Annotated in this window: 30 protein-coding genes and 1 pseudogene; 14 read left to right on the top strand and 17 right to left on the bottom strand. The window is 63.7% G+C overall.

All coding sequences use genetic code 11. The annotated features are described in order from the left end of the window. Positions 1-183: 183 nt before the first annotated feature. The 6 genes from AC0L30_RS11450 to AC0L30_RS11475 all read right to left on the bottom strand — a co-directional run bounded on the left by AC0L30_RS11450 (position 184) and on the right by AC0L30_RS11475 (position 5,014). Entirely contained in the window at positions 184-888 is a 705-nt protein-coding gene (locus AC0L30_RS11450; protein WP_219683546.1) for a hypothetical protein, read from the bottom strand. A gap of 281 nt (positions 889-1,169) precedes the next feature. Next, a complete protein-coding gene (locus AC0L30_RS11455) occupies positions 1,170-1,319 on the bottom strand; it encodes a hypothetical protein (RefSeq protein ID WP_007591825.1) in 150 nt (49 codons plus the stop codon). Between the two features lie 208 nt (positions 1,320-1,527). Further along, complete coding sequence (locus AC0L30_RS11460; RefSeq protein WP_007591830.1) at positions 1,528-2,349, bottom strand: tetratricopeptide repeat protein; 822 nt, start codon at positions 2,347-2,349, stop codon at positions 1,528-1,530. A gap of 32 nt (positions 2,350-2,381) precedes the next feature. Further along, the gene (locus AC0L30_RS11465) at positions 2,382-3,065 is read right to left on the bottom strand and encodes a substrate-binding domain-containing protein (protein ID WP_219683545.1); all 684 of its coding nucleotides are present in this window, start codon (positions 3,063-3,065) and stop codon (positions 2,382-2,384) included. Between the two features lie 18 nt (positions 3,066-3,083). Beyond that, the gene (locus AC0L30_RS11470; protein ID WP_473404321.1) at positions 3,084-3,785 is read right to left on the bottom strand and encodes a GrlR family regulatory protein; all 702 of its coding nucleotides are present in this window, start codon (positions 3,783-3,785) and stop codon (positions 3,084-3,086) included. A gap of 194 nt (positions 3,786-3,979) precedes the next feature. Next, the gene (locus AC0L30_RS11475; RefSeq protein ID WP_007591833.1) at positions 3,980-5,014 is read right to left on the bottom strand and encodes a glutamine synthetase beta-grasp domain-containing protein; all 1,035 of its coding nucleotides are present in this window, start codon (positions 5,012-5,014) and stop codon (positions 3,980-3,982) included. A gap of 541 nt (positions 5,015-5,555) precedes the next feature. On the opposite strand from AC0L30_RS11475, the gene AC0L30_RS11480 reads away from it, so the two are divergent. From AC0L30_RS11480 to AC0L30_RS11510, 7 genes are all read left to right on the top strand, one after another. Next, positions 5,556-5,756: a DUF2735 domain-containing protein gene (locus tag AC0L30_RS11480; protein WP_371261365.1), complete on the top strand. Its 201-nt coding sequence runs from the start codon at positions 5,556-5,558 to the stop codon at positions 5,754-5,756. Positions 5,757-5,924: 168 nt separating this feature from the next. Further along, a complete protein-coding gene (locus tag AC0L30_RS11485; protein WP_219683544.1) occupies positions 5,925-6,668 on the top strand; it encodes a tyrosine-protein phosphatase in 744 nt (247 codons plus the stop codon). A gap of 40 nt (positions 6,669-6,708) precedes the next feature. Further along, entirely contained in the window at positions 6,709-7,389 is a 681-nt protein-coding gene (locus AC0L30_RS11490) for an SDR family oxidoreductase (RefSeq protein ID WP_219683543.1), read from the top strand. Between the two features lie 39 nt (positions 7,390-7,428). Further along, complete coding sequence (locus AC0L30_RS11495) at positions 7,429-7,626, top strand: hypothetical protein (protein ID WP_007591840.1); 198 nt, start codon at positions 7,429-7,431, stop codon at positions 7,624-7,626. After that, the gene (locus AC0L30_RS11500) at positions 7,623-7,877 is read left to right on the top strand and encodes a ParE family toxin-like protein (RefSeq protein ID WP_007591841.1); all 255 of its coding nucleotides are present in this window, start codon (positions 7,623-7,625) and stop codon (positions 7,875-7,877) included. The genes AC0L30_RS11495 and AC0L30_RS11500 overlap by 4 nt, the downstream gene beginning before the upstream one ends. 183 nt (positions 7,878-8,060) lie before the next feature. Then, positions 8,061-8,747, top strand: coding sequence for a DUF2161 domain-containing phosphodiesterase (locus tag AC0L30_RS11505; protein WP_219683542.1), 687 nt, complete (start codon positions 8,061-8,063; stop codon positions 8,745-8,747). 95 nt (positions 8,748-8,842) lie between these two features. Then, entirely contained in the window at positions 8,843-9,148 is a 306-nt protein-coding gene (locus tag AC0L30_RS11510; protein ID WP_219683541.1) for a hypothetical protein, read from the top strand. An 81-nt stretch (positions 9,149-9,229) separates the two neighbouring features. Here AC0L30_RS11510 and AC0L30_RS11515 read toward each other — a convergent pair whose 3' ends face one another. The 7 genes from AC0L30_RS11515 to AC0L30_RS11545 all read right to left on the bottom strand — a co-directional run bounded on the left by AC0L30_RS11515 (position 9,230) and on the right by AC0L30_RS11545 (position 15,784). Continuing rightward, complete coding sequence (locus AC0L30_RS11515; RefSeq protein ID WP_007591845.1) at positions 9,230-9,859, bottom strand: GNAT family N-acetyltransferase; 630 nt, start codon at positions 9,857-9,859, stop codon at positions 9,230-9,232. A gap of 150 nt (positions 9,860-10,009) precedes the next feature. Next, on the bottom strand, positions 10,010-10,411 hold the full coding sequence (locus AC0L30_RS11520) for a PaaI family thioesterase (RefSeq protein ID WP_007591846.1): 402 nt from the start codon (positions 10,409-10,411) through the stop codon (positions 10,010-10,012). 171 nt (positions 10,412-10,582) lie between these two features. Next, positions 10,583-11,785 carry a kynureninase gene (gene kynU / locus AC0L30_RS11525; protein WP_219683540.1) on the bottom strand — a complete coding sequence of 401 codons (1,203 nt, stop codon included), beginning with the start codon at positions 11,783-11,785 and terminating at the stop codon, positions 10,583-10,585. Between the two features lie 8 nt (positions 11,786-11,793). Further along, the gene (gene kynA, locus AC0L30_RS11530) at positions 11,794-12,633 is read right to left on the bottom strand and encodes a tryptophan 2,3-dioxygenase (protein ID WP_219683539.1); all 840 of its coding nucleotides are present in this window, start codon (positions 12,631-12,633) and stop codon (positions 11,794-11,796) included. A 33-nt stretch (positions 12,634-12,666) separates the two neighbouring features. Further along, on the bottom strand, positions 12,667-13,476 hold the full coding sequence (locus tag AC0L30_RS11535) for an alpha/beta hydrolase (RefSeq protein ID WP_219683538.1): 810 nt from the start codon (positions 13,474-13,476) through the stop codon (positions 12,667-12,669). 250 nt (positions 13,477-13,726) lie between these two features. Further along, positions 13,727-15,004: an ArgE/DapE family deacylase gene (locus AC0L30_RS11540; RefSeq protein ID WP_219684783.1), complete on the bottom strand. Its 1,278-nt coding sequence runs from the start codon at positions 15,002-15,004 to the stop codon at positions 13,727-13,729. A gap of 54 nt (positions 15,005-15,058) precedes the next feature. Then, positions 15,059-15,784, bottom strand: coding sequence for a pyridoxamine 5'-phosphate oxidase family protein (locus AC0L30_RS11545; protein ID WP_473404322.1), 726 nt, complete (start codon positions 15,782-15,784; stop codon positions 15,059-15,061). Positions 15,785-15,858: 74 nt separating this feature from the next. Here AC0L30_RS11545 and pdxR point away from each other — a divergent pair, with 74 nt between their 5' ends. Both pdxR and AC0L30_RS11555 read left to right on the top strand, forming a co-directional pair. Continuing rightward, positions 15,859-17,331, top strand: coding sequence for a MocR-like pyridoxine biosynthesis transcription factor PdxR (gene pdxR, locus AC0L30_RS11550; protein WP_007591864.1), 1,473 nt, complete (start codon positions 15,859-15,861; stop codon positions 17,329-17,331). Positions 17,332-17,398: 67 nt separating this feature from the next. Continuing rightward, positions 17,399-17,647, top strand: a pseudogene (locus tag AC0L30_RS11555) (DUF6719 family protein). A 3-nt stretch (positions 17,648-17,650) separates the two neighbouring features. On the opposite strand, the gene AC0L30_RS11560 reads toward AC0L30_RS11555, so the two are convergent. Continuing rightward, positions 17,651-18,013 (bottom strand): hypothetical protein, encoded by a 363-nt coding sequence (locus AC0L30_RS11560; protein ID WP_219684781.1) that lies wholly within the window; start codon positions 18,011-18,013, stop codon positions 17,651-17,653. Positions 18,014-18,048: 35 nt separating this feature from the next. Then, the gene (locus AC0L30_RS11565; RefSeq protein WP_007591870.1) at positions 18,049-18,213 is read right to left on the bottom strand and encodes a hypothetical protein; all 165 of its coding nucleotides are present in this window, start codon (positions 18,211-18,213) and stop codon (positions 18,049-18,051) included. A gap of 418 nt (positions 18,214-18,631) precedes the next feature. Between AC0L30_RS11565 and AC0L30_RS11570 the strand changes: the two genes are divergently transcribed. Further along, positions 18,632-18,841 carry a hypothetical protein gene (locus AC0L30_RS11570; protein WP_219684780.1) on the top strand — a complete coding sequence of 70 codons (210 nt, stop codon included), beginning with the start codon at positions 18,632-18,634 and terminating at the stop codon, positions 18,839-18,841. A gap of 53 nt (positions 18,842-18,894) precedes the next feature. Here AC0L30_RS11570 and AC0L30_RS11575 read toward each other — a convergent pair whose 3' ends face one another. Further along, positions 18,895-19,443 carry a CreA family protein gene (locus AC0L30_RS11575; protein WP_007591873.1) on the bottom strand — a complete coding sequence of 183 codons (549 nt, stop codon included), beginning with the start codon at positions 19,441-19,443 and terminating at the stop codon, positions 18,895-18,897. A 208-nt stretch (positions 19,444-19,651) separates the two neighbouring features. Between AC0L30_RS11575 and AC0L30_RS11580 the strand changes: the two genes are divergently transcribed. The 4 genes from AC0L30_RS11580 to AC0L30_RS11595 all read left to right on the top strand — a co-directional run bounded on the left by AC0L30_RS11580 (position 19,652) and on the right by AC0L30_RS11595 (position 23,676). Next, on the top strand, positions 19,652-21,265 hold the full coding sequence (locus tag AC0L30_RS11580; protein ID WP_219684779.1) for a L,D-transpeptidase family protein: 1,614 nt from the start codon (positions 19,652-19,654) through the stop codon (positions 21,263-21,265). A gap of 90 nt (positions 21,266-21,355) precedes the next feature. Next, complete coding sequence (locus AC0L30_RS11585) at positions 21,356-21,925, top strand: glutathione peroxidase (protein ID WP_219684778.1); 570 nt, start codon at positions 21,356-21,358, stop codon at positions 21,923-21,925. 165 nt (positions 21,926-22,090) lie between these two features. Beyond that, entirely contained in the window at positions 22,091-23,116 is a 1,026-nt protein-coding gene (locus AC0L30_RS11590) for a polysaccharide deacetylase family protein (protein ID WP_007591880.1), read from the top strand. A gap of 8 nt (positions 23,117-23,124) precedes the next feature. Then, complete coding sequence (locus AC0L30_RS11595) at positions 23,125-23,676, top strand: dihydrofolate reductase family protein (RefSeq protein ID WP_219684777.1); 552 nt, start codon at positions 23,125-23,127, stop codon at positions 23,674-23,676. A gap of 11 nt (positions 23,677-23,687) precedes the next feature. Here the strand turns inward: AC0L30_RS11595 and AC0L30_RS11600 are convergent, their stop codons facing one another. Then, positions 23,688-24,140: a DoxX family protein gene (locus tag AC0L30_RS11600; RefSeq protein WP_219684776.1), complete on the bottom strand. Its 453-nt coding sequence runs from the start codon at positions 24,138-24,140 to the stop codon at positions 23,688-23,690. Positions 24,141-24,231: the final 91 nt, after the last annotated feature.

A 24,231-nucleotide genomic window follows, 5' to 3' on the forward strand; every position in this document is an offset into this window, starting at 1 on the left:
AGCACAACACGCTCCAATCAGAGGCCGGATACATTGATGCAAGACCGCATCTGCCAGGTTGACGAAACCTCTTGCAATGCGCGGCCGGACCATACATCCGGGTCAACAGCCGACATCGCCGCGAGTTGGACGTCAGGCCTGCTTTACCCTCGAGCGGACATCCCAGATCTCTAAGTAACCGCCCTACGCTCGCCGCATCAGTTTAAGCGAGGCCGCCAGCCGCAGGCTGCGCTTGCCGGCCAGCGCGATGCCTTCGAGCTCACCGCTGTCCGCCGTGCAGGTTCCGGAGAAGCCGATGCCGACCTCGTAGCCGCCGAACACGGGGTTCTCGCCTTTCGCCGGCGTATGCTCCTGGTTGAGCATCTCGCCCTTCCAGCGGCCGTCGGCCGAGGAATAGGAGCCGAGATAGTAGAAGAACGCATCGCCGCCCAGGATGCGGCCGTCGATCAGCAGCATGACGCCGGAGAGCCCGGCGTCGACGCCGTCGAGCGCGCGCAGATGGATCGCATAGAGCCCGTTCACGACCCCGCCCGGACCGATCGTCCCCTGCGGCGGCAATCCCTCGTCATCGAGCCGCGTGAGATTGGCCCAGAAACCGGCGCCCGGCATCGTATCCGCGCTGCCCGCAAGACGGATCTGGTTGCCGACGAGCCGGCCGCGCGCGCCGATCACGGCGACATCAGCCCCCATCAGCGGCTTGTAGTTGGGATCGTCGTTATGCCGTTCGGTGATGACTTCGGCGATGATCTCGCCGTCGCGCTCGACATAGCTCCCGAGATGCGCGAAGGCCGAATTGCCGCCCAGCAGCTTGCCGTCATGCATGCACATGATGCTGCGGCCGAAGGCATCGTTGACGCCGTATTCAACCTTGTAGAGCCCGTCCAGCAACGCAATTGACCCGGAAATATCAGAAGGAAAGCACGCGCTACCTAGCACCGCCGTCGCACCAAGGCCATTGGGCTTTTTCGCGCAGGGCCATTCGCGGAGCCACACCTGCCATGATGCCATCATGCGCCTGTTTTGCCCGACGGCGCAATCGATTTCGGCGTTTCCGCAGATGGCGATTTCACACCATTTGCAGGCCTGTGATTTCAACCACTTGGCTACTGTGCATGGGGTTGTTTTTCGCCTTTTTTGTTTGGCCGGTGGTGAACGGCCTTCCTCAGGCGCTAGTGACGCTTGAAATACTGCACCTCGCGCTCATGCTTCTCGGCCGCCGCGCGGCTCCTGAACGTGCCGAGGTTGCGGCGCTTGCCGGTCTTGGGATTCACTTTGCGCGAATACAGCCGATATTCGCCGGATGCGAGCTTGCGGATCATGGTTGCGCCTCCTGCTGTCAAGGATTCAACGGACCGTGTCCAGGCTGGTTCCTGACGCATTCGAACCCGTCGACACAAGCACGCGACAAAGCGGGCATGGAGCAGTCACGGCCATCGGCGGCGGACGAAACATGATCCGGAAAGGTGCGCAGCGGTTTTCCGGAAAGATCATGCTCGCAAATAACTCTAAAGCGCGTTCACCGCGCTTTTAGAAGCACAGCGTGGTGACGAGCTTGCCCTGCTTGTCCTTGATCGCATAGGGACAGCGCAGCCGCTCCAACGCCTGCTTGGCATCCTCGTCGCCGAGCGCCGCGGCGCGCTCGTAATAGGATTTCGCGGCGTCCTTGTCCTTTGGACCGCCGCGGCCCTCCTGCGCGAAGGCCCCCATCCGCTCCAGCGCGCCGGGATGGTTTTGCGCCGCCGCCTTCTCGAACAGCGCGCGTGCCGCGGCGTCGTCCTTCGCCCCGCCCGTGCCTTCGGAGAGCATCATGCCGAGCTGGTACTGCGCTTCAGCGTTGGTCTCGGCGGCCTTGCCAAGCAATGCGCGCGCCTGTGCGGGATCGGCCGGCGTGGCACCGCCGGTGCCGCCGAGCGCGGCGAGATTGCTGATGCCGCGGGGATTGCCGGCCTGCGCCGCCTTCTCGAACAATTTGCGCGCCTGCGCTTCATCCCTGGCGACGCCGGAGCCGGTGCCGTAGGCCACACCGAGCTCGACCATCGCCGCACTCGATCCCTTGTCGGCGGCCTTGCGCCAGGCAGCCATCGCGTCCGCCGTCTGCCGGTTGGCCGCATAGGCGCGGCCGAGCGCGAACATCGCGCGCCGCGACGAGGGCGCAGCCTGCTTGCAGAACTTGATGGCGGTCGCAACGTCGGCGGCCGCAATCTCCGTCACGCCCCTCATATCGGCTGGCTTGTCGGGATCACTGGGATCGGCGGCGACGCGGTCGCACAGGACGAGATCGGCCGATTGCGCATGCGCAGATAACGGCGCCGCAAGCGTGAGAAGGATGGCAACGAGGAAAGTCCGCATGGACGCCAGGTTGCGTCGTCGTCCCGGCAAATTCAAGGCTCGAGTCCCGATTGGCGCAGCACGGGGACGACCTCGGGCGACGCCAGATAGCGCAGCAGCCGATCCGCGGCGTCGGCGTGCTCGGCGTTTGCCATCCGGCCGGCGGCGAACACGGCCGGCGTTTGCAGATCGTGCGGAATCGGGCCGACCACCTCGATGCCCTCGACCTGCTTCAGCTCGCTGATCTGCTGCACGGCGAGATCAGCCTCGCCGCTCACGAGCCGCTCTGCGGTAAAGCCCTGCTCGACGATGGTGGTCTTGGTTTTGATCTCTGCCGCGATCCCCATCTGCGCGATCAACCGGGCGAAATAGACCCCGCTCGCACCCAGCCGCGAATAGGCCAGGGACCGCGCCGCGAGCAGCGTGTTGCGCAGTGCGGTTTCCGTGGCGATGTCGGGATGTGCTTGCCCTGCCCGCACCGCGATGCCGACGAAGGAACGCGCGAGATCGGCCGCGCTCTCGGCGACGACGCGGCCCTCGCCGATCATCTCGTCGAGCCCCTCGCGGGTAAGGATCACGAGATCGGCGGCCTCGCCGTCGCGCAGTCGTTTGAGCAGCGCCAGAGTCGGCGCGAAATCGGCATCGATGTGGACGCCGGTCGCGGTCTCGTATGCGGAGGACAGGCTGCGCATCGCGCCCATCAGGCCGAGCGTCGAAAGCACGCGAATTTTTTCCATCAGCGATTCCCGTGGCGATCAGGCGCGATGCATCAGCTTGAGCGCGGCGGTCAGGCGCAGGCTGCGCTTGCCGGCAAGCGCCGTTGCCTCCAGCACCGCCTGCTCGGCGTCATAACTGCCGGAGAAGCCGATGCCGACCTCGTGGCCGCCGAAGATCGGATCGTCCTTAGCCGGCGTGTGCTCCTGGTTGAGGATCTGGCCCTTCCAGCGCCCGTTGGCGGCGGTGTAGCTGCCGAGATAATAGAACGATGCATCGCCGCCGAGGATGCGGCCCTTGTTGAGCAGCATCACGCCGGTGAGACCGCCGTCGACGCCGTCGAGCATGCGCAGATGCACCGAGTAGAGCCCGTCGGCGATGCCGGCCTCGCCGCCGCCGCCGGCGATCGGCATCTCGTCTTCGGTGATGGGTGTCATTAACGACTGAAAGGGTACGCCGGGCAGCTCCTTGAGCTCGCCCTTGCAGCGATAGAGATCGCCGTCGGCCCAGCCCTTGGCAAGCAGGGTCGCATCGTCAGTGCCGGCCATGGCGCGATAGTTCGGATCGGGGTTGTGGCGGACGGTGTTGATCACGATGTCGACCCCGGCTTCGGTCTTGGCGTAGGTGCCGATATGGGCGAAGGCCGAATTGCCGCCGAGCATCTTGCCGTTGCCGGCATGCATCACGCTCCGGCCAACGGCGTCGCCGAGCTGAAATCTCACCTTGTAGAAGCCTTCAAACACCAGCCGTCCCTGGCCCTGCGCGCATCCAGACGCACTCTATCCCGCTTTCGGCGGCGATGGACAAGTTTCGCGCCATGAGGTCCGAGGGGTCTCCGCACCGGCTGTCATCAGAATGAAAAATCCGCCGAAGCCTTTCGGCTTCGGCGGATCGAAGTCCAACCCGGGCCAGCCCCCCAGCCCGGGCCGGGAGGATCTTAGGCGGCGGCCTTCTTGTCGGCCGGCACGGAGGCGATCGTCTTCAGGATCTGCGAAGCGATCTGGTATGGGTCGCCCTGCGAATTCGGACGACGGTCTTCCAGATAGCCCTTGTAACCGTTGTTGACGAAGGAGTGCGGCACGCGGATCGAAGCACCGCGATCGGCAATGCCGTAGCTGAACTTGTTCCAGGGCGCGGTCTCGTGCTTGCCGGTTAGACGCTTGTCGTTGTCCGGGCCGTAGACGGCGATGTGGTCCATCAGGTTCTTGTCGAAGGCGGCCATCAGTGCCTCGAAGTACTCCTTGCCGCCGACCGTACGCATGTACTCGGTCGAGAAGTTGGCGTGCATGCCGGAGCCGTTCCAGTCGGTGTCGCCCAGCGGCTTGCAGTGGAACTCGATGTCGATGCCGTACTTCTCGGTCAGACGCAGCATCAGGTACCGGGCCATCCACATTTCGTCAGCGGCCTTCTTGGAGCCTTTGCCGAAGATCTGGAATTCCCACTGGCCCTTCGCGACTTCCGCGTTGATGCCTTCATGGTTGATGCCGGCTGCCAGGCAGAGGTCGAGATGCTCTTCGACGATCTTGCGGGCGACGTCGCCGACGTTCGAGAAGCCGACGCCGGTGTAGTACGGACCCTGCGGGGCCGGATAGCCCGAGGCCGGGAAGCCGAGCGGACGGCCGTCCTTGTAGAAGAAGTATTCCTGCTCGAAGCCGAACCAGGCACCGGAATCGTCGAGGATGGTGGCGCGCTTGTTGGTCGAATGCGGGGTCTTGCCGTCGGGCATCATGACTTCGCACATCACGAGCACGCCGTTGGTGCGGGCGCCATCCGGGAACACCGCGACCGGCTTCAGCACGCAATCGGAGCTGTGGCCTTCGGCCTGCTGGGTGGAGGAGCCATCGAAGCCCCAGAGCGGAAGCTGCTCGAGCGTCGGGAACGACGCGAATTCCTTGATCTGAGTTTTGCCGCGCAAGTTCGGAGTCGGCGTATATCCGTCGAGCCAGATGTACTCGAGCTTATACTTGGTCATTGAGCCTCTCTGTAGATGATGCGAAAGGTGGGGGCCGCAGGCCCCCGCACGATTGTTTACCCGGCCAACATCGGCCGACCCCTTCCAAGCATTTAACGTGCCAAAAGGCCGCAGCGCGGGAGGTTTTCCACCGCGGCCGGCCTCCTCTCCATCCCGGCGGATCGGCGAGTGAGCCGTGCGTCATAGCGGCGCACCTTTGCGTGAAGCTGCACCGCAAAAACCCCGCGGAAAACGCCCGATTCTGGAGCAGGCAGGCCCGGGCCTGAGGTTGCCGACTAAACGCGCATCAACGTCCGGCAATATTCGCCAAGTCTGCGCCCGCCGCCCGCAACCTTCGCAACGGCCCACGCGTTAGCCACCCGACCGCTGCCTTAGAGGAAGCAGAATGCAGTCTGCCTACAAAATAGGCCAAGGCTGATTTCCTTTTCAGCACTTTGCATTTCGGAATGCACGGCCGATATGGGGATTCCAGTAACCACAAGCCAACGAGTCGGGCGCACCATGGAGGCCCAGCGCTGCGATCTCGGGAGATACCGCAATGATGAACAATGGACTGAGTCACGGATCTGCACAGATCTACCAATTCCCTGTCGGGGGCCGCTCGGCTCTCGGGGGGCGCCGCAACGGTGAGACCCGCCTTCCCGCCAACCACGCCTCGCTCCCCGTGAACGAGACGATTTGCAGCGGCAGCTGGTACCATCAGGAAGCAGTCGATGAAGCCAAGCCGAAATGGGATCGCTGATGCCTGCGTTCGGTTCAGTACCGCCGCGCTCTCTCAAGCGTCCGGCGTCAGATTGAAAAAGGGTCGAAACAACGAAGTTTCGGCCCTTTTTGATTCCGGACTTGATTACAGGATCATATGGTCCCACAGCCGTCACCGACCGTTTCAGATGCCTGACAAGACACCTCCATGAAAGACTCCCCTGCCCGCCATCTCGCCCTGCAGGGCGCCAGTAATTTTCGCGACCTCGGCGGCTATCCGACCGCAGATGGCCGGACCACGCGCTGGCGGCACATCTTCCGCTCCAACCATCTCGGCCAGCTCACTGCCGCCGATGTCGAGATCGTCCGCGCGCTCGGCGTGCGCAGCGCCTTCGATTTTCGCGGCGTCGAGGAGCGCGCGGCGGGTGTCTGCGTGGTCAACGAGATCGCCGTGCATTCGTTGCCGATCGAGCCGACGGTCGTGGCTGCGCTGCGCGCCGAGCTCGCCAGGGGCAGGCTGACCGCGCCGGTCGCGCTCGAACTCATGCGCGAATCCTATCGCAACTATGTCCGCCACAACACGGCCAGTTTTCGCAAGCTGTTCGGGCATCTCCTGGAGGACCACGCGCCGCTCGTCATTCACTGCACCGCCGGCAAGGACCGCACCGGCTTTGCCAGCGCGCTGATCCTTCATGCGCTCGGCGTAGCCGACCACGTCATTGCCGAGGACTACCTGTTGACCAACCTGCACTACAAGCGCGACGCGTCAAGCGTCTCCGATCTTCCTGCCGACGTTCTCGACGCGATCGGCACCGTCGAGGCCTCGTATCTTGCCGCTGCTTTCGAGGCCGTCGGTAGCGAGTATGGCGATCTCGAAACCTACTTGCGCGACGGTCTCAAGCTCGGCACAGCGGAGCGGACCGCGCTGAAGGCGCGCTATCTGCAATCGTAAGCGGCCGTAAATCTTGAGCGGCCGCGCCGGGAGAACGATGATGCAAGGCAAGGTTCTGATCGTGACCGGAGCACTCGGCTCACTTGGAAAAGTCGTCGCCGAGACCGCACTGGCACGCGGCGCGCGCGTGGCCGGCATCGACCATGCGCCATCGCAAATCTCCGCGACGCCTGAGCGCATCGAGATCGGCGGCGTCGATCTGTCCGACGTAGCACAAGCAAAGACGGCGGTCGAGGCGGCGGCAAAACACTTTGGCAAGCTCGATGGGCTGATCAACATCGCCGGCGGATTCGCCTTCGAGACCGTCGGCGACGGCGACATCAAGACATGGCAGCGCATGCATGCGCTCAACTTGCTGACGGCGCTCAACGCCTCGCACGCGGCGCTGCCGCATCTGGCCGCGTCCAAGGCCGGCCGCATCGTCAATATCGGCGCCATGGGCGCGCTTCAGGCCGGCTCCGGCATGGGCCCCTATGCAGCGTCGAAAGCCGGCGTCCATCGCCTCACCGAGGCGCTGGCGAGCGAGTGGAAAGGCAAGGTGACCGTGAACGCAGTGCTGCCTTCGATCATCGATACCAAGGCCAACCGCGCCGACATGCCGAAGGCCGACTTTGCCAAATGGGTGACACCGCAGGAGCTCGCCGAAGTCATCCTGTTCCTCGCCAGCGATGCCGCCAGCGGCGTCACCGGCGCGCTGATCCCGGTCGGCGGGCGGGTGTAGCATCTTTTCCCGGGCCCATCGGGCTGCTATATTTGAACAATGACAACTGAAGATATCGAACGAGCGATCGAACGGCTTACGCCTGACGAATTGGTGCGGTTTCGCGCCTGGTTCGAGCAGTTCGATGCACAACGCTTCGATCATGTCCTGGAGCAGGACATCAAGGCGGGTAAGCTCGATCAATTTGCCGAGGAAGCGCTGAGCGATTATCGCGCCGCCCAAACGCGCGACTTGTGAAGCACACCGCTTCCACGAGATTCTGGAAGGCTTATGAGGCCTTGCCCGTCAATGTTCGGCGGCTCGCCGATGCCAATTTCAAGCTGCTGAAGAACGACCCCACTCATCCTTCGCTTCAGTTCAAACGGGTCGGTCGATTTTGGTCCGCCAGAGTCGGCCTACGTTACCGCGCCCTGGCTATCGAATCTGACGGCGCCTGCGTTTGGTTCTGGATCGGCTCGCACGCAGACTACGATCGTCTCATAGGCTAAAGGCGTCAATCCGGCACCAACAGCGGGAGATTGCCTCTGAAACGGATGCTCTGCTTGCCGGCGAGTGCGATGCCCCCGCCCAGGTCGTCTGTTCCCCGTCAAATGGCTCAGAGCCCTAAGTCCGTTCCGGGCTAAAGTGCCGAGACTGATTCTCCGATCGGACGTGACACTCGGAAGCTTCCTTTGGAAACCACGCTCTATTTGCCCGTAAAACGCTTCCTCGAAGAGCTCGGCTTCACGGTCAAGGGCGAAATCGGCGGCTGCGATCTCGTGGGCCTTAGCGCCGGCGATCCGCCGGTGGTGGTGATTGGCGAGCTCAAGCTGACCTTCAATCTCGAGCTGATCCTTCAGGCCGTTGATCGTGCACCGGCCGGCGACGAGGTCTGGATTGCCGCAAAGATGTCAGTGCGCGGCAAGGGACGCGAGACCGACGCACGCTACCGCAATCTCTGTCGCCGCCTCGGCTTCGGCATGCTCGGGGTGACCGACAGGGGCCAGGTCGAGGTGCTGGTGAAACCGCCGACGGCAGCGCCACGCCGCGAGCCGAAGGTCCGTTCCCGCTTGGTCGCAGAGCATCAGCGCCGCCAAGGCGATCCGGTGCTGGGCGGCAGCACGCGCGCGCCGATCATGACGGCCTATCGGCAGCAGGCGTTGGCCTGCGCCTCGGAGCTTGCAGCAGGCCCGCGGAAGGTGAGCGAATTGCGCCAACGCTGTCCCGATGCCGGCAAGATCATGCTTAACAATGTGTATGGCTGGTTCGAACGCACCGAGCGGGGAATCTACGGGCTGACGGAAGCGGGCCACGCGGCGCTGAAACGCTGGCCACAGCAGCGGGTTGCGGATGTTGCCGGTGTCGCGTCACCACCCTGACACCCAACCGGTGCATAGCTGAGATGCCGCACCGATTTCATATTGCAATGCAACATAGACGGCACTAGGTATCCCGGCATCGAAACGAGGCCGTTATGAACGCAGACTGGACTACCAAATATGGCACGCGGCGCGTGCGCCACGATCCGCCGACCCTGGACGAGGCGATCTTCGCTGCCGTCGGCATCACCGATGATCAGGAGCAGCAGGCCGAGATCGCCGCAGCCCTGATGGGTATGCCGCTCGATGTCGTCCAGGCCGAGGTCAAGAAACAGGTTCGCACCAACAGCCGCATCACCTCGACGCGCGTGATCGCCGGCGAACAGGGCGCGCAGCGCTCGGTGGTGGTCGAACGCCGTGTCGTGCGCCGCTTCGGCAACGACAAGCGCACCGGCACCTGAGCGCTTAGTTCCCTTATATCCAATACAAAAGCGGACCGGTTTTGCCGGTCCGCTTTTTTGATTCCAGTCGGCTTTTTCAGGTCAGGCGGCGCGATTACCGTAGATGCTGGAAATGATCTTCCAGCAGGTCGAGTTGAAGCTGATCAGAGCGCGGCCGGCTGTGAATGGCGAGGCCGCAAGATCAGCGAGCTCGTCCTCAGGCGCCTTGGCGAGATCGATCGTACCGGTCGATTCGCCGTGACGGAATTGCAGATGCGCCCCAAACTTCCTGGCGAGCGCGCGCATCGCGTGATTCTCGGCGCCGGTGGTAATGCGCAGGCGCTTGTAGCCTTTCCAGCGCGCTTCCGCGATCAGGCGGCTGAACAGCACAGTGCCGACGTTCTGGCGCCGCGCCGAGGCTTCGACGCTGAAGGCGACCTCGGGCAACGAATCGCCCTCGGGCGGATGCAGCTCGGCCGCCCCGCGGACCACGCCATCCACGATATAGGCGACGATCACGGTGCCGTCCTCGGCACAGCGGGCTGCGTAACGCTCGATAAAACTGTCGTCGAGAAAACCGTTGAAGCGATCGTGCCGGCTTTCGGCATCGAGCCTCAGCAGATGATCGCGCAAAAGCGGCAATTCTTCCTGCTGGCTCAAGGTGCGCACGTAGCCCTGAACGGACTTCGGGCGGCTGGTTACTTCAAGTCCAAAATCTGCTGCGAGTGACAAGTCAAAACTCCTCTTGGTGTCCCTCGAGGAGGCGTTCGAATCCCTAGGCCTCCAATATTGTGCATCGCAACAAACTTTTCAAGACGGGAACCTGCCCAAGTTTCGGGCATTGGAGGCGACTAATTCGTTAATAAAATCAAGCCCCCGTATTCATACGAGGACCAGTTGGGTCTGCGTCACCACCGCGACCAGCTTGCCGTCCTCGGTCTCCAGCCGGGTGGTCCAAACCTGGGTGCGCCGGCCTCTGTGGATTGGGGTGGCGGTCGCGACCACCGTGGTTCCCTCCTTGGCCCCGCCGATGAAATTGGTCTTGCTCTCGAGCGTGGTCGTGCCCTTTGCGTCCTCCGGCAGATTGATCACGGTGGCCGCCGCGCCGACGGAATCGGCCAGCGCCATCACCGCGCCGCCGTGAATGGTGTGATGAAGAGTGCAGAGATCGGGCCTGACCGTCATCCGCGCCACCACGCGATCTTTCCCGGCCTCGACGAACTCGACGCCCTTGAGTTCGGCAAACGGCATCTTCATCGCTTTAAGTTTTTCGAGCGGCGTCATCGGATCTCCTCCCAAATCATTCTGCTCACAGGGTGAATTGCTCTGCGCGACAAAGCAATGACGTCCGAGGTCATCAGTGCGAGCGCAGCGAAGCAATTCGAGAATCTTTCCGCTGATACATTTCTGGATTGCTTCGCCGCGCTCGCAATGACGGGAGACAGCCGTCGTATCTCACGTCACCGCATTCACCACCTGATACTCCGGCCGCCGCCAAATCTCGTCCGCGATCACCTCTTCGATGATCTCGGCCGCCCTCATCACTTCGCTCTCGCCGATATACAGCGGCGTGATGCCAAACCTCATGATGTCGGGCGCGCGGAAATCGCCGATGACGCCACGGGCGATCAGGGCCTGCATCGCGGCGTAGCCGCCTGCGAAGGCGAAGGAGACTTGCGAGCCGCGATGCTGATGGACGCGCGGAGTGACCAGCGTTAGCTGCGGGCAACGGCGCTCGACTTCGCTGATGAGCAGATCGCCGAGCGCCAGCGAGCGGGCCCGGACCTCCGCGATATCGACGCGGTCCCAGATGTCGAGCGAGGCCTCCAATGCCGCCATTGCCAGCACCGGCGGCGTTCCGACGCGCATGCGCTCGACGCCGCCGGCGGCCGCATAGGCAAGCTCGAACGCGAACGGCTTTGCGTGGCCCATCCACCCCGACAAAGCGGCCCGGACGCTGTCGGCGTGGCGGGGCGCGACGTAGAGGAAGGCCGGCGCGCCGGGGCCGGCGTTGATGTATTTGTAGGTGCATCCGGCGGCGAAATCAGCGCCGGTGCCTGCAAGGTCAACCGGCAGCGCCCCGGCCGAATGCGCGAGGTCCCAGACCGTAACGATGCCGAGCGCATGCGCTCTTGCCGTCAGCTTCGCCATGTCGTGGCGCCGTCCGGTGCGGTAATCGACCTCGGTGATGTAGAGCACCGCGATCTCCTCCGACAACGAAGCCTCGATCTCCTCCGGCGCCACCAGGCGCAATTGATGGCCACGTCCAAGCGTCGCGATCAGGCCTTCAGCCATGTAGAGGTCGGTCGGAAAGTTGCCGGTGTCCGACAGAACGATTTTGCGCGATGCGTTCATGTCCAGCGCGGCGGCGAGCGCCTGATAGACCTTGAGCGACAGCGTATCTCCGACCATGACAGAGCCGGCTTCCGCACCGATCAGTCGCGCGATGCGATCGCCGACATGGCGCGGCTGGGCATACCAGCCCGCCGTATTCCACGCGCGGATCAACTCATCGCCCCACTCGGCGATGATGACGCGGCTGACGCGCTCGGCAACGCCAAGCGGCAACGCCCCGAGCGAATTGCCGTCGAGATAGATCACACCGTCGGGCATATGGAACAGCGCTTTGGTGTCGTCGTAAACGCGAAGCTTGGTCATGAAAATCTCTACAGGATCGTGCGCACGCGCCAGAGCTCGGGAAACAGCTCGACCTCCAGCATCCGCTTGAGATAACTGACCCCGCCGGTGCCGCCAGTGCCGCGCTTGAAGCCGATGACGCGCTCGACCGTCGTCACATGGTTGAAGCGCCAGCGCCGGAAATAATCCTCGAAATCGACCAGCTTCTCGGCCAGTTCGTAGAGCATCCAGTGCGTTTCCGGCGCTTCGTAGACGATACGCCAGGCCTGCAACACACCTTCGTTGAAGCTATGAGTCTCGCGAACATCGCGCGCTAGCACGGCCGCAGGCATCTCGAGCCCGTTGCGGTCGGCGAGCCGCAGCACCTCGTCATAGAGGCTTGGCGTCGCGAGCTCGGCTTCGAGCAGCTGCGTGGTTTCCAGATCGTGCGCGTGCGGCTTGAGCATGGCGTGGTTGCGGTTGCCGAGCAGGAATTCGATCAGCCGGTATTGCCGCGACTGGAAGCCCGAGGACTGGCCAAGCTGCGAGCGGAAGCGCGTATACTCGCTGGGCGTCATGGTGCGCAGCACGTCCCATGCGCCGTTGAGCTGCTCGAAGATGCGCGACATCCGTGCCAGCATCTTCATCGCAGGCTGCACTTCATCCTTCGCGATCGAACGGCGTGCGGCGCTGAGCTCGTGGATGGCGAGCCGCATCCACAGCTCGGTCGTCTGATGCTGGATGATGAACAGCATCTCGTCATGCGCTTCCGACAGCGGATGCTGCGCGCCGAGGATCGCGTCCAGCGCCAGATAGCTGCCATAGGACATACGCCGGGCGAAATCGGTCTCAGCGCCTTCGCTTGCGGGATCGTATTGGCTGGACGTCATGGCAGGCCCTTTCGATCGATCTTCAAGGCCTGGTCAGTCGAGGCCGATCAGGCGCGCGGTGATTGGCGACGACGGGTCCTTGAGGGCGTCGATCACGGTGAAATGGTTCAGCCCGGGATCGACAACAAGACGCGTCGGCACGTCGAATCCAGTCCAGACATTGGCAATCAGATCAGACTGGCGGATGAATTCGGGCCGCTCGTTGCCACCGACCCATGCGGTCACGGGCGAAGGCCCGCGCGGCAGATGCAGCGCCGCGCTTTCCAGCGTCGCCTCCTCCATCGTCATGCACAGGGTGTCGTTCATCCTGGTCTTGAGCAGCGGACGCAGATCATGCAGGCCGCTGATCGAAAGCGTGCCGGCGACGCGGTTGTAGACGGCGGGCTCCAGCCGGCTGTCGTCGCACAGCATGCGCGTAACGAGATGCCCGCCCGCGGAATGGCCGGCGAGCCGGATCGGGCCCGCGACGAGGGAGGCCGCCTTGGCGATGGCTGTGGTGATTTCCGCCGTAATGTCGGAGATGCGCGCGGCCGGCGTCAGCGTGTAGCTTGGCATTGCCACCGCCCAGCCATGATGGCGCGCGCCTTCGGCGAGATCAGTCCATGTCGATTTGTCGAAGCGCATCCAGTAGCCGCCGTGGACGAACACGACGAGGCCTTTGCTGTCGCCGTCGGGCAAGATCAGATCGAGGCGCTGGCGTTCGCCGGCGCCATAGGCGATGTCGGCGCGAAACTCCTTCAGCCCGGCCCGGTAAGCCGCCGCCCGCTCCGCCCACAGCGCCGGTATCTTGTCCGAGCCCGGGATATGGGCCGAATTGGCGTAAGCGTCATCCCAATCGCGCATCGTGACTTCCTCGACGGACTCAAGGCCTTGTGGACCTGGCACCAGTCTGCCACCGGCGCGGGCGGCATCCTAGTCTTTAGTTTAAGCTTAAAGGATTTTGGAACGCCGGTGGATTGGGCAGCGGACCGGCAGGATATTTGTTTCGTCATTGCGAGGAGCGTAGCGACGAAGCAATCCAGACTGCCCCGGCGGGGGATACTGGATTGCTTCGCTGCGCTCGCAATGACGGCCGAGAGAGCCGAGCCTGTCGCTACCCCTTCTCGACCCCGCACCAATCCGCAATGAACAGCGCCATCGCCTTGGTCGTCTTCTTCAGCGAGTCCAGATCGACGTACTCATTGAAGCCGTGCATCTCGCCGCCACTCGCGCCGAAACACAGGCTCGGGATACCGTGATTGAGGCCGTAGAAGCGGGTGTCGGTGAGCGCGGTGAAGACGAGGTCTTCGATCTGGCCGCCATAAACGGTGCTGAAGGCCTTGCCGAACGCCGCCTCAGGCGCGGCGGCCTCGGTCAGCTCATAGCCTTCCGACAAAAAGCCCGACCATTCGACCTCCGGCGGATTGTTGGCGAGGAAGCGATGGTTGCGCGCGGCAGCAGCAACGCAGGCCATGATCTCCTTCTGGTGATCGGCGATCGACCAGCCCGGCAACACGGCAATCCGGCAATCGACGTCGCACCAGGCCGGCACGCTCGACGCCCAGTCGCCGCCCTTGATGATGCCGGGGTTGAAATTGATGGGATGGTTCAGCGTCTTGAAGTGACGATCGGCTTTCGCACGCTCGTTCCACTCGATCTCGAGTTTTTGCAGCGCCTGGATCAAATGATAGGCCGCCATGATTGCGTTCGCGCCGGAGCCGGCGAAGGCGACATGGGTCGGATGGCCCTTCACGCGCAGGCGGAACCAGATCACGCCAACCTGCGAGCGCACCATCTTGCCGCCGGTCGGCTCAGGAATGAAGCAAGCATCCGCACGATAACCGCGTTGAAGCGTCGAGAGCGCGCCGACGCCGGTGCTCTCCTCCTCGATCACGGACTGGAAGTGAATCCGCGCCGTAGGCTTGAGGCCCGCGGCCTTGATCGCATCGAGCGCGGAGAGCGCTGCGATGGTGCCCGACTTCATGTCGCAGGCACCGCGACCGAACATCTTGCCGTCCTTGATGACGGGCGAGAACGGCGGGGTGTCCCACAGTTCCAGCGGCCCGGCCGGCACGACGTCGCAGTGGCCCTGGAGGATCAGCGATTTGCCCGCCTCGGTTTTGGGCCGGTACGTGCCGACCACAGTGCGCGCCTTCGAAAAATCATGCTCGATGGGCCCGAAGCCGCGCAGATCCTTGAGGTCGTCGACATTGATGTGCCAGTCGTCGACCTCGTAGCCGCGCGCGCGCAGGAGGTCGCCGATCATGTCCTGGCATGGCCCCTCCGCACCGCGCGTCGAGGGGATCGCGACGAAATCGCGTGTGGTCGCGAGCTGGGCTTCGAAGCCGGCATCGACGGCATCAAGAATCCTCTGCTGCGTTTCGGCATTCATCAGGCAACTCCGATCGGGCGTTGAGATCATCGATGGAGCGCAAGCTAACCGATTTCAGCCGTTCGGGTACTCTGCAAAATAGGCATCCCGCAATGCATCTTCGAGCAGCCGGCCCTCCGAATAGCCATTCAGCGTCGCCGGCCTGCTCACGCCGTCGAGCAGCCGCGGGCAAGGCTCTGGCGCGCCAATCACCGTGCGCACCGGGATGCGCTCGGCATAGATCGGCAATTCATAGTCCTCCTCGTCGTCGGCGACACCCTTGGCGCGGATCTTCGCGGAGGCTTCCTCGATTTCCATCGCGATGAATGAGGTCGCCTTGATCTCCTGCGTGTTGCTCGCCCGCAGGCTCGCGGTGCGATCGGGGAAGAAGCGGTCGACCATCGCGATCACCGCGCGCTCCTTCTCCTCGAGATCGGTGACGAGATAGGCGGTGCCGAACGCCATCACGGCGCGGTAGTCGGCCGAGTGATTGAACCCACATCGCGCCAGCACCAGGCTGTCGAGATGGGCGACCGTCAGGCACACACGCTCGCCCCGGGTCTGGTTGCGCAGCATGCGGCTGGCGCTCGAGCCGTGCCAATACAGCTTCGTCCCTTCGCGCCAGAAAAAGGTCGGCGTGCAATAGGGTTGGCCGTCGATCGCGTAGGAGACGTGGCAGAGCATCGAGGAATCCAGGATGCGATGAACGGTGTCGTAATCGTAGAAGCCGCGATCGTGACGGCGCTTCACCTGGTTGCGCGCAGATGTCGGATAGGAATTTTGGTTCTCGGTCTGGCTCACGGCCGCTCCTGTCGGATTGGAACACTTCCAGGGCAGTTGTAGCCGCGGATTTGGTCTGCGATAGTGCCAATTCCATGCGAAAAATTCCGACCAATTCTGTCCCCTCGCCGGCCAAGGCCGAGCTGCCGCTCGACCTCGCGGGACCGCACATCACGGCTGGCGCCTCGTCGGCGCACCGGCTGTATCAGGCACTGTGCGAGATGATCGTCGGCGGTCTGGTGAAACCCGGCGAGCCGCTGCCGCCGTCGCGCACGCTGGCCAAACAGACCGGCTTTCGCCGCAATGCCGTCGTCACCGCCTATGAGCGGCTGATCGCCGACGGCTTTGCCGACGCAACCGTCGGCTCCGGCACGTTCGTCGCCGCGCGCATCCCCGCGCGCGCGGCCGAGCCGAAGCGGCCGAAGATCAGCGTCGAAACGCCGGGGCAAGGCGCGTTTTCGCTCGGCTGCACCCATATCGACGCGCGCGCCGTGCAGCGTTTCCGCGCCTTTGTCGGCCGTCGCATGCGCGCCTTCGGCGCGGAGCATCTGCACTATGGCGATCCCCGTGGCAGCCGCGAGCTGCGTGCGGCGATCGCCGATCATCTGTTGTCGGCGCGGGGCCTGCGCTGCGATCCCGATCAGATCATGCTGACGTCAGGCACGCTGCACGCGCTGCGCATCGTGCTGAGCGCGATCCTGAAGCCCAACGACCAGGTCTGGTGCGAGGATCCAGGCTACCCCGCTGCGCGCAGAACCATCGCGCATTGCGGCTATCGCGCCGTGTCCGTTCCCGTCGACGCGCACGGCATGCGGGTCGCCAGAGGCCGCGCAGCGGCGCCGTCCGCGCGCGCAGCCTATGTGACGCCGTCGCACCAGTTTCCGCTGGGTGTGCAGATGTCGATGCCGCGGCGGCTCGAGCTGCTGGACTGGGCCAGGCAAGCCGGCGCCTTCGTGCTGGAAGACGATTACGACAGCGAATTCCGCTACGACGGCGCTCCGCTGATGTCGCTGGCCGGCATCGATCACCTCCAGCGTGTGATCTACATGGGCACGTTCGCCAAGACGTTGTTTCCAGGTCTGCGCATTGGCTATTGCGCCCTGCCCGAGCGCTTGATCGCGGATGTCACCGCCGCGCGGGCCGCCCTCGACCGCTTTCCCGGCACGCTGATGGAGGGCGCGGTGGCCGACATGCTCAATTCCGGCGCCTTCGCAGCGAACCTGAAGCGCGTGCGCAAGCTTTACCGCGAGGCGCGCGACGCGCTGGCTGGGACGCTCGAAGCCGCATCCGACGGCGTGCTGTCGGTGCCGGTCCCATCGCAGGGTCTGCACCTTGTCGCCCGGTTCGATCCCTCGGTCGATCTGCTGGTGGCGGCAGACGCCAAGCAGGCCGCCGGCGCCGAAGGCTGGCTGTTGGCCGACACTTATTCACGCTCACGTCCACTGCCCGGTTTCGTGCTGGGATTTTCCGGCCACGCGATTCCGAATCTCGTGGCATCCGCCGAGCGGCTCGCGCGGGAATCGCGAGCGGCCTTGCGTGCGCGGCGCAAGCCGGCCCGGCGGGCATGACGAACGTTCACTATGAGAATCGGCAGCCGCTCCCTACATTGCGGCATCCATGCCGGGAGCTCACACCATGCTGCTACGCCGCGCGACTTGCCTCTCGCTCCTGATCTTTATCGCGCTCGCCGCGACGGCGCGCGCAGGCTCGGTCGGGCGCGAGCAGGACATCGTCGATCTCAAGCTCGGCCAGCGCGTGCAAGTCGACGACGGAACTTGTCCCGCCGGATAGGTCAAGGAAGTGCGCGGCGCCAAGATGACCGACAAGGGCGTCGCACGGACCAGCACCTGCGTGTCGCGGTTTGGCCCGAAATCGAAGCGATGAGCGCTATTTCGCCGGATCGAACATGCATTGCAGGGTCGGCTTGGCGATCTTGGTGAAGGTCGGGCCGATTTCGGTCTGCTTTGCGGCCGGCACCCAGTCGGTCTCGATCGTCGGCACCCCGGTCTCGCTGATGCCGCGCAGCAGGGCCTCGCGGAGATCGCGATCCTCGACGACGGCGGCAGCATGATCGTGCAGGCAGCCGCAAACCTCTTCCGGATGCTCCCACCGCCCGAGCATCCGCGGCGCGCATTGCCTCACGAACTCGGTACGGGGATCTGGTAATCTGGAGGGAGAGCGCACCTGCGCCTGAACGGCACTGCTCGTCAGAAGGGATATGAACGCCGCGGCGCAGATACGAGCAAGCATGATGGCCTTCATTGGCTGATTTTTCTTGTTGGCGATCAGAAGCGCGCGGCAACCACGATCGGCTGGGGCGCCGGGGTCATGATCGGCGAACCGCTATACTGGAAAGTGCCGATACCGGGGACATTTCCGTCCGGCGAGCCTGCGAACGAGGAGCCGGCGAGCACGAAAGCGAAAGCAAGGATGAGGCTGAGCGTGCGCATGGAGTTCTCTTCCGAATTCGGTGGCCGGCGTGCGCCGTCGTCGTTGTGAGGTTGATAACCATGGGCGGTTTCGCGCGTGATGCGCCAAAGCCGGAAAATGGTTTCATCTCCGTGAGAATTGTTTCGTCCGGTTCGGGGCGACGACATATTCGACGGAAAATCTCAATCTTTTCAGATAGGTCGTGCGCCTACCCAATGTGGCCTGGCAGGTTCCGGGCGAGTTCGGATGCGCGCCGGAACGTTGGCGCCGTCACGATCCCGCCTCACACCCTTCACATGCGTTTTACGTTTTTCTGCTGAAGAGAAGCCGAACGAAGGCTGGGTCCTGTCGAACCGAGGACGTTTCGACTGCGACCCAAGCTATCGAGACCGAGAGGCCCGGGCATCGCCGAGCGCGTTCATGTGAGGAACGGCCACCATGACGGCGCAGAATCGCGCAACGGCGCGCGATGCGGACCAACGAACGGACCGCCGGGAGCAACGGCCTGTTCGCAGCAGCGCCAATTCGCCCGGCGAAATGGCGCTGCAATCGAGCCGTGGCTTTGAGGCCACGCCGCAATCATTCGTGCGGCTGACCGGCTCGCATCTTGCAAAACCGCGCGCCAGCCGCGCTGACATCATCGAGTGAACGCAAGAGCGTCACTGTGAACGCAAACCCCTCACTGAGTGAACGCAAGCGCGTCACTGAGTGAAGAACTCTCCACACTTCTGGACGTTCGCGTCCGCCGGGCCCCACGGCATGACCGGCACGGTCGAGGTCGAGTTCTTCGGTGACCCCTCGATCAGCCTGTCCGAATAGACCATGTAGACCAGCACGTTGCGCTTGGCGTCACAGCCGCGCACGATCTGCATTTTCTTGAAGAACAGCGACCGTCGCTGGCGGAACATGTCGTCGCCCTGCTCCATCTTGTTCTTGAACTTGATCGGGCCGATCTGACGGCAGGCGAGCGAAATGTCCGAGACCTCCTCGGCAAGGCCCAGCCAGCCCTTGAAGCCGCCCTTCTCCGGCACCGTGAAATGACAGGCCACGCCCTCGACTTCAGGATCGTCGAGGCCGTAGGTCGCAAGCTTGTCGTTCGGGCTCATCCATTTGAACACGGTCGAGCGGCGGAAGATCAAATCCGGCTCGTCCGCGGCGAAGGCGGACGCTGCCGGCCCGGTCAGCGCTAGGAGGAATAAAGCGAGGCCTTTCAAGCGGATGCTGGAAAGACTGGGGAAACGAGATGACATGAAGTTCTCCGGTAACAAGTCCCAGCAATGTAGGCATCGGGCGACCGATCAGGAAGACGACCGGCAAGCTGACACGGCCGCCGTTTACCGCTCCGTGAGGCTTTTTTGCTACTCTTTGGACAAAATTAGCTGATCGCAGAACCGCCGTGCTGGTGAACGCGTATCCCCTCTGAGAGACTAACATCTGATTTGGATTATGGATTCGATGATGAACAGCGTGAACGGGTCTGGTTTTTCTGCCAAACCGGCGCGATTTTGGCAGGTCGCCGTTTTGACGGCGGCGGGTGCGATCGGCACGGCGAGCCAAGCGGACGCGGCGTTTTATTACTGGACGGATTATTCCGACGGGTCCTATGGCCGCCAGGAGCGCCATCCCGACGTCCCGCGCCAGAAGCCGCAGAAGCGCGCTACGGCCGGCAAGAAAGACCTTGTTGCCGAAAAGGAAGCCGGCACGAAACCGCAAGGTCCTCTCGTCATCGTCGTCTCGATCGACCGGCAGAAGGTCACGGTCTACGACACCAACGGCGTGTTCGCGGAATCCCCGGTGTCGACGGGCATGAAGGGCCATTCGACGCCGATGGGTGTGTTCAGCGTCATCCAGAAGCACAAATTTCACCACTCCAACATCTATAGCGGCGCGCCGATGCCGTACATGCAGCGGATCACCTGGTCGGGCGTTGCCATGCATGCCGGCGTGCTGCCGGGCTATCCGGCCTCGCATGGCTGCATCCGCATGCCGATGGCGTTCGCGGTGAAGATGTGGAACTGGACCAGGATGGGCGCGCGCGTGATCGTTTCGCCGGGCCAGATGTCGCCGCAGAACTTCTCACATCCGCTGCTTGCCTCGCTGCGCGTGCCGCTGCAACCCGCGGCCAGCCTCGAGCCGCAGACCAATGCCGGCGACAAGGCCGACAAAGGCGCGGCAAATACCACGGCCACCGAAGCAAAGCCTGTTGAAACGAAGACCGCCAGCGCGGACGGCGTGCTCGAGCTGCGCTCGTCGGTCGGCCACACCGTGATGTCGGATGTGACCACCGGATATGCCCCGGCCCGCGAGGAGGCCGCGGCATCGGACGACCAGACCGAGACAACGGCAAGGCCCGAGACCAAGACTGCTGAGGCGGCGGACGCGGCCAAGCCCCAGGCCGGAGACGCCGCGCAGCCCGCCAACACTGAAGCGAAGCCTGTCGAGGCCGCGGAGACGCCGAAGTCCGAACCCGCAAAGTCCGAAACCGTGAAGTCCGAGCCCGCGAAGACGTCCGATGCGCCGGCCATAGCGCAAGCGCAGGCGGCCACGCCCGACGTCAAGAAGGACGAAACCCGTATTGCCGATCCGGCGCCCGTGGCGAAACCTGAAGCGCTCAAGCGGGCGGGCCAGATCGCGGTCTTCATCAGCCGCAAGGATTCCAAGCTCTACGTGCGGCAGAACTTTGCGCCGCTGTTCGAGGTGCCTGTCACGATCGCCGCGAGCGAGCGGCCGCTCGGCACGCATGTCTTCACCGCCAAAGTCGACAAGGTCGATTCCAATGCGCTGCATTGGTCGGTGGTGTCCTTGCCAGTGTCCGTCCGCTCTGCCGCGCGGGAAGATGACGGCCGCATGACGGGCCGCCAGCGTGGCGCGGCCGTGATTCCCGTCGCCGCAAAGCCTGTGGTCACGCCGGATAGCCCGTCCGAGGCCCTCGACCGCGTCTCGATCCCGGCCGACACGATCGCGAAGATCAACGAAATGCTGACGTCAGGCGGCTCGATCATCGTCTCCGACCAGGGCATCAACCAGGGCGAGACTGGCGAAGGCACCGATTTCATCGTCCGTCTGTACTAACGCGCTTGATCGCGGCAGATAACGCGGTGTTGACGAGGCCGCTCACAGCGGCGGGGTAACATGCGCCCCGGATCATTTCGGGGGACCGTCATGATGAACCGCAGGAACATGCTCATCGCCGCCTTTGCAGGCACGCTGACACCGGCGACGCGTGCACTGGCGGATGGCGGCATGAGCCGAATCTCCGCCTACGCCTTCTCTTTCCCGGCCTTATCAGGCGAAGACATCCGCCTTGCGGCATTCACCGGCCGAGCGCTGCTGGTGGTCAACACCGCTTCGCTCTGCGGTTACACGCCGCAATATGCCGGTCTGCAAGAAATATGGGGTGAGTTTCGCGAACGCGGCCTCACCGTCATCGGCGTGCCCTCCAACGACTTCGGCGGACAGGAACCCGGCGGCACCGGCCAGATCTCGGAGACTGCCCACCACCAATACGGCGTTACCTTCCCTATTGCGGCCAAGGCCGTCGTGATCGGTGTGAAGGCGCATCCGTTCTACAAATGGGCGGCAGAGGCGCGGCCGAAGGAGGTCCCAAAATGGAACTTCCACAAATATCTGATCGGCCGTGACGGGTATATCGCCGACGTCTTTGCATCCACGGTCGAGCCGGCCGACACGCGGGTCAAGACGGCGATCGCGAAAGCACTGGCCGACACTTGACGCCACGCGTTCCCAACCCGGTTGGGCACAATTGGGCTAGCGCGCCAAACAGCCGTTGCAATGGCGAGGGCCCACCATCTAGGCTAGGATCGTTAGGGGCAGGATGGTTTTGCCGGGGGCGAAAAGCCGCGGCGGAACAACGGGATCAATCTCGAGGACAACACCATGCGTGTGGCGGCAGGACTGATATTGGCAAGCGCGATGTCTCTGGCGATGACGGGCGCGGCATGGTCGCAGGCCCCGGCTGCAAAGCCCGCTGCCGCGACGCAGGCCGCACCGGCGGCAACACCGGCTGCGGCTGCGCCCGCTGCAGCTCCCGCACCCGCTCCTGCAGCAGCCGCCGCGCCGGCAGGCTTCGTCAATCCTCCCCCGCCTAAACAGGCGCCGCAGCCCGCCCGCGCCGCCTGCAACACACCGGGCGCGCTCGGGGTCGCCCGCACCGTCGAGATCGACACCACGGGTGGTCCCGGCTTCGGCTTCGAGCATTTCAAGGAGCTCGACTTCCTGCGCGACCACGAGGTGGTGCTGACCTTCGACGACGGCCCCTGGCCCAAGAACACGCCCGCCGTGCTGAAGGCGCTCGCCGACGAGTGCACCACCGGCATCTTCTTCTCCATCGGCAAGCACGCGACCTACGAGCCGGAGATCCTCAAGCAGGTCTACGCGGCCGGCCATACCGTGGGCACCCACACCTGGTCGCACGCCAACCTCAACAACAAGAAGCTCACGGAAGCGCAGCGCAAGGAAGAGATCGAGAAGGGCCTTTCCGCGGTGAAATGGGCGCTCGGCGGCATTTCGCCCTCGCCTTTCTTCCGCTTCCCGGCGCTCCAGCATCCGCCGGAGATGGTCACCTATCTCGGCAACCGCAACACGGCGATCTTCTCCTGCGACATCGACTCCTTCGACTTCAAGGCCTCGAAGCCCGAGAAGGTGATCGAGACCGTCATGAAGAAGCTCGACAGCAAGGGCAAGGGCATCATCCTGATGCACGACTTCCAGAAGCACACTGCGGAAGCGCTGCCTGAATTGCTCAAGCGCCTGAAGGCCGGCGGTTACAAGGTGGTGGCGATGCGCGCCAAGTTCCCGGCCTCGACGCTGCCGGAATACGACCAGGAGCTGCTCAAGGACGTCAAGCTGCCGACGGTGAGCAACCGGCCGGTCAACAGCGTCGTGACGACGGTCTCCGAATAGCCGCGCCATTGTCCTTTCGGATCGAAGGCTACGTCATCGTCTCCGCGGACGGCATGCTCGCGGACGCCGACCATGTCATGCCCGACAGCCTGAAATTCGAAGGCGACAAGCTGTTCTTCGAGCAGGCGCTCGATCGCGCGGCACTGATCGTGCACGGCCGTCACTCGCACGAGCAGCAGCCGAATTCACCCAAGCGCAAGCGCCTGATTCTGACCCGCAAGATCGAGGCGCTGACCGTCGATCCCGAGATGCCGAACGCGACCTTGTGGAATCCGGATCACGCCAGCTTTGAGGACGCCTGCGCGTTCGCCGATGTCGCTTCCGGCACCGTCGCAATCATCGGCGGCCCCGTCGTGTTCGACATGTTCATGGATCGCTACGACACGTTCTGGCTGTCGGAAGCGCCGCATCTGCGGCTGCCCGGCGGCGAAGGCTGTTTTGTCGAAGTACCGGGGCGCACGCCTCAGGAGGTGCTGGCCTCACACGGGATGAAGCCGGGCGCGCCGTATCTGCTCGACGCCTCGTATGACGTGACTGTCACGCCGTGGCGCAGGACGTAGTGGTTTGACCGTCACACGTCCCCGTAGGCCGCCTCGGCCGGACGCGTAGCGCGGCCGTAGCCGATGATCATGAACAGCGCGCCGATGATCGACAGGTTCTTGAGCGCGTCGACCAGCATCTTGCCGTTGTCAGGGGGCACCTGGTTCCAGAAGTCGTAGAACAGGAAGGTCGCGACCGCGACATAGATGATCATCAACATCGCGAAGAAGCGCGCGCCGAAATTCAGCGCGATCATCACCCCCGCGATGATCTCGAGCACGCCAACCGCGATCGCCAGCAGCTGCGGCGTGGTCATGGCCGTCGCCGTCTCGATCTGCTTGGCGTAAGGCGCAATCATGTCGGGCACCACGACCTTGGCGGCGATGAAATCAACGGTCGCCTGCATGGCAAACAATCTTGCCGCACCCGTGTAGATGAACAGCACGGCGAACAGGATCCGCCCAAAAGTCACGAACGCTGGCATGATCGGCCTCTTTGCTCAGGCTTTTTGAAACCGGATTTTTGCGAAAGCATCGGGGGATTATGGAGAGTCGTGCACCGGTTTACAAACGGGG

The organism is Bradyrhizobium sp. MI1.11 (assembly GCF_055811255.1).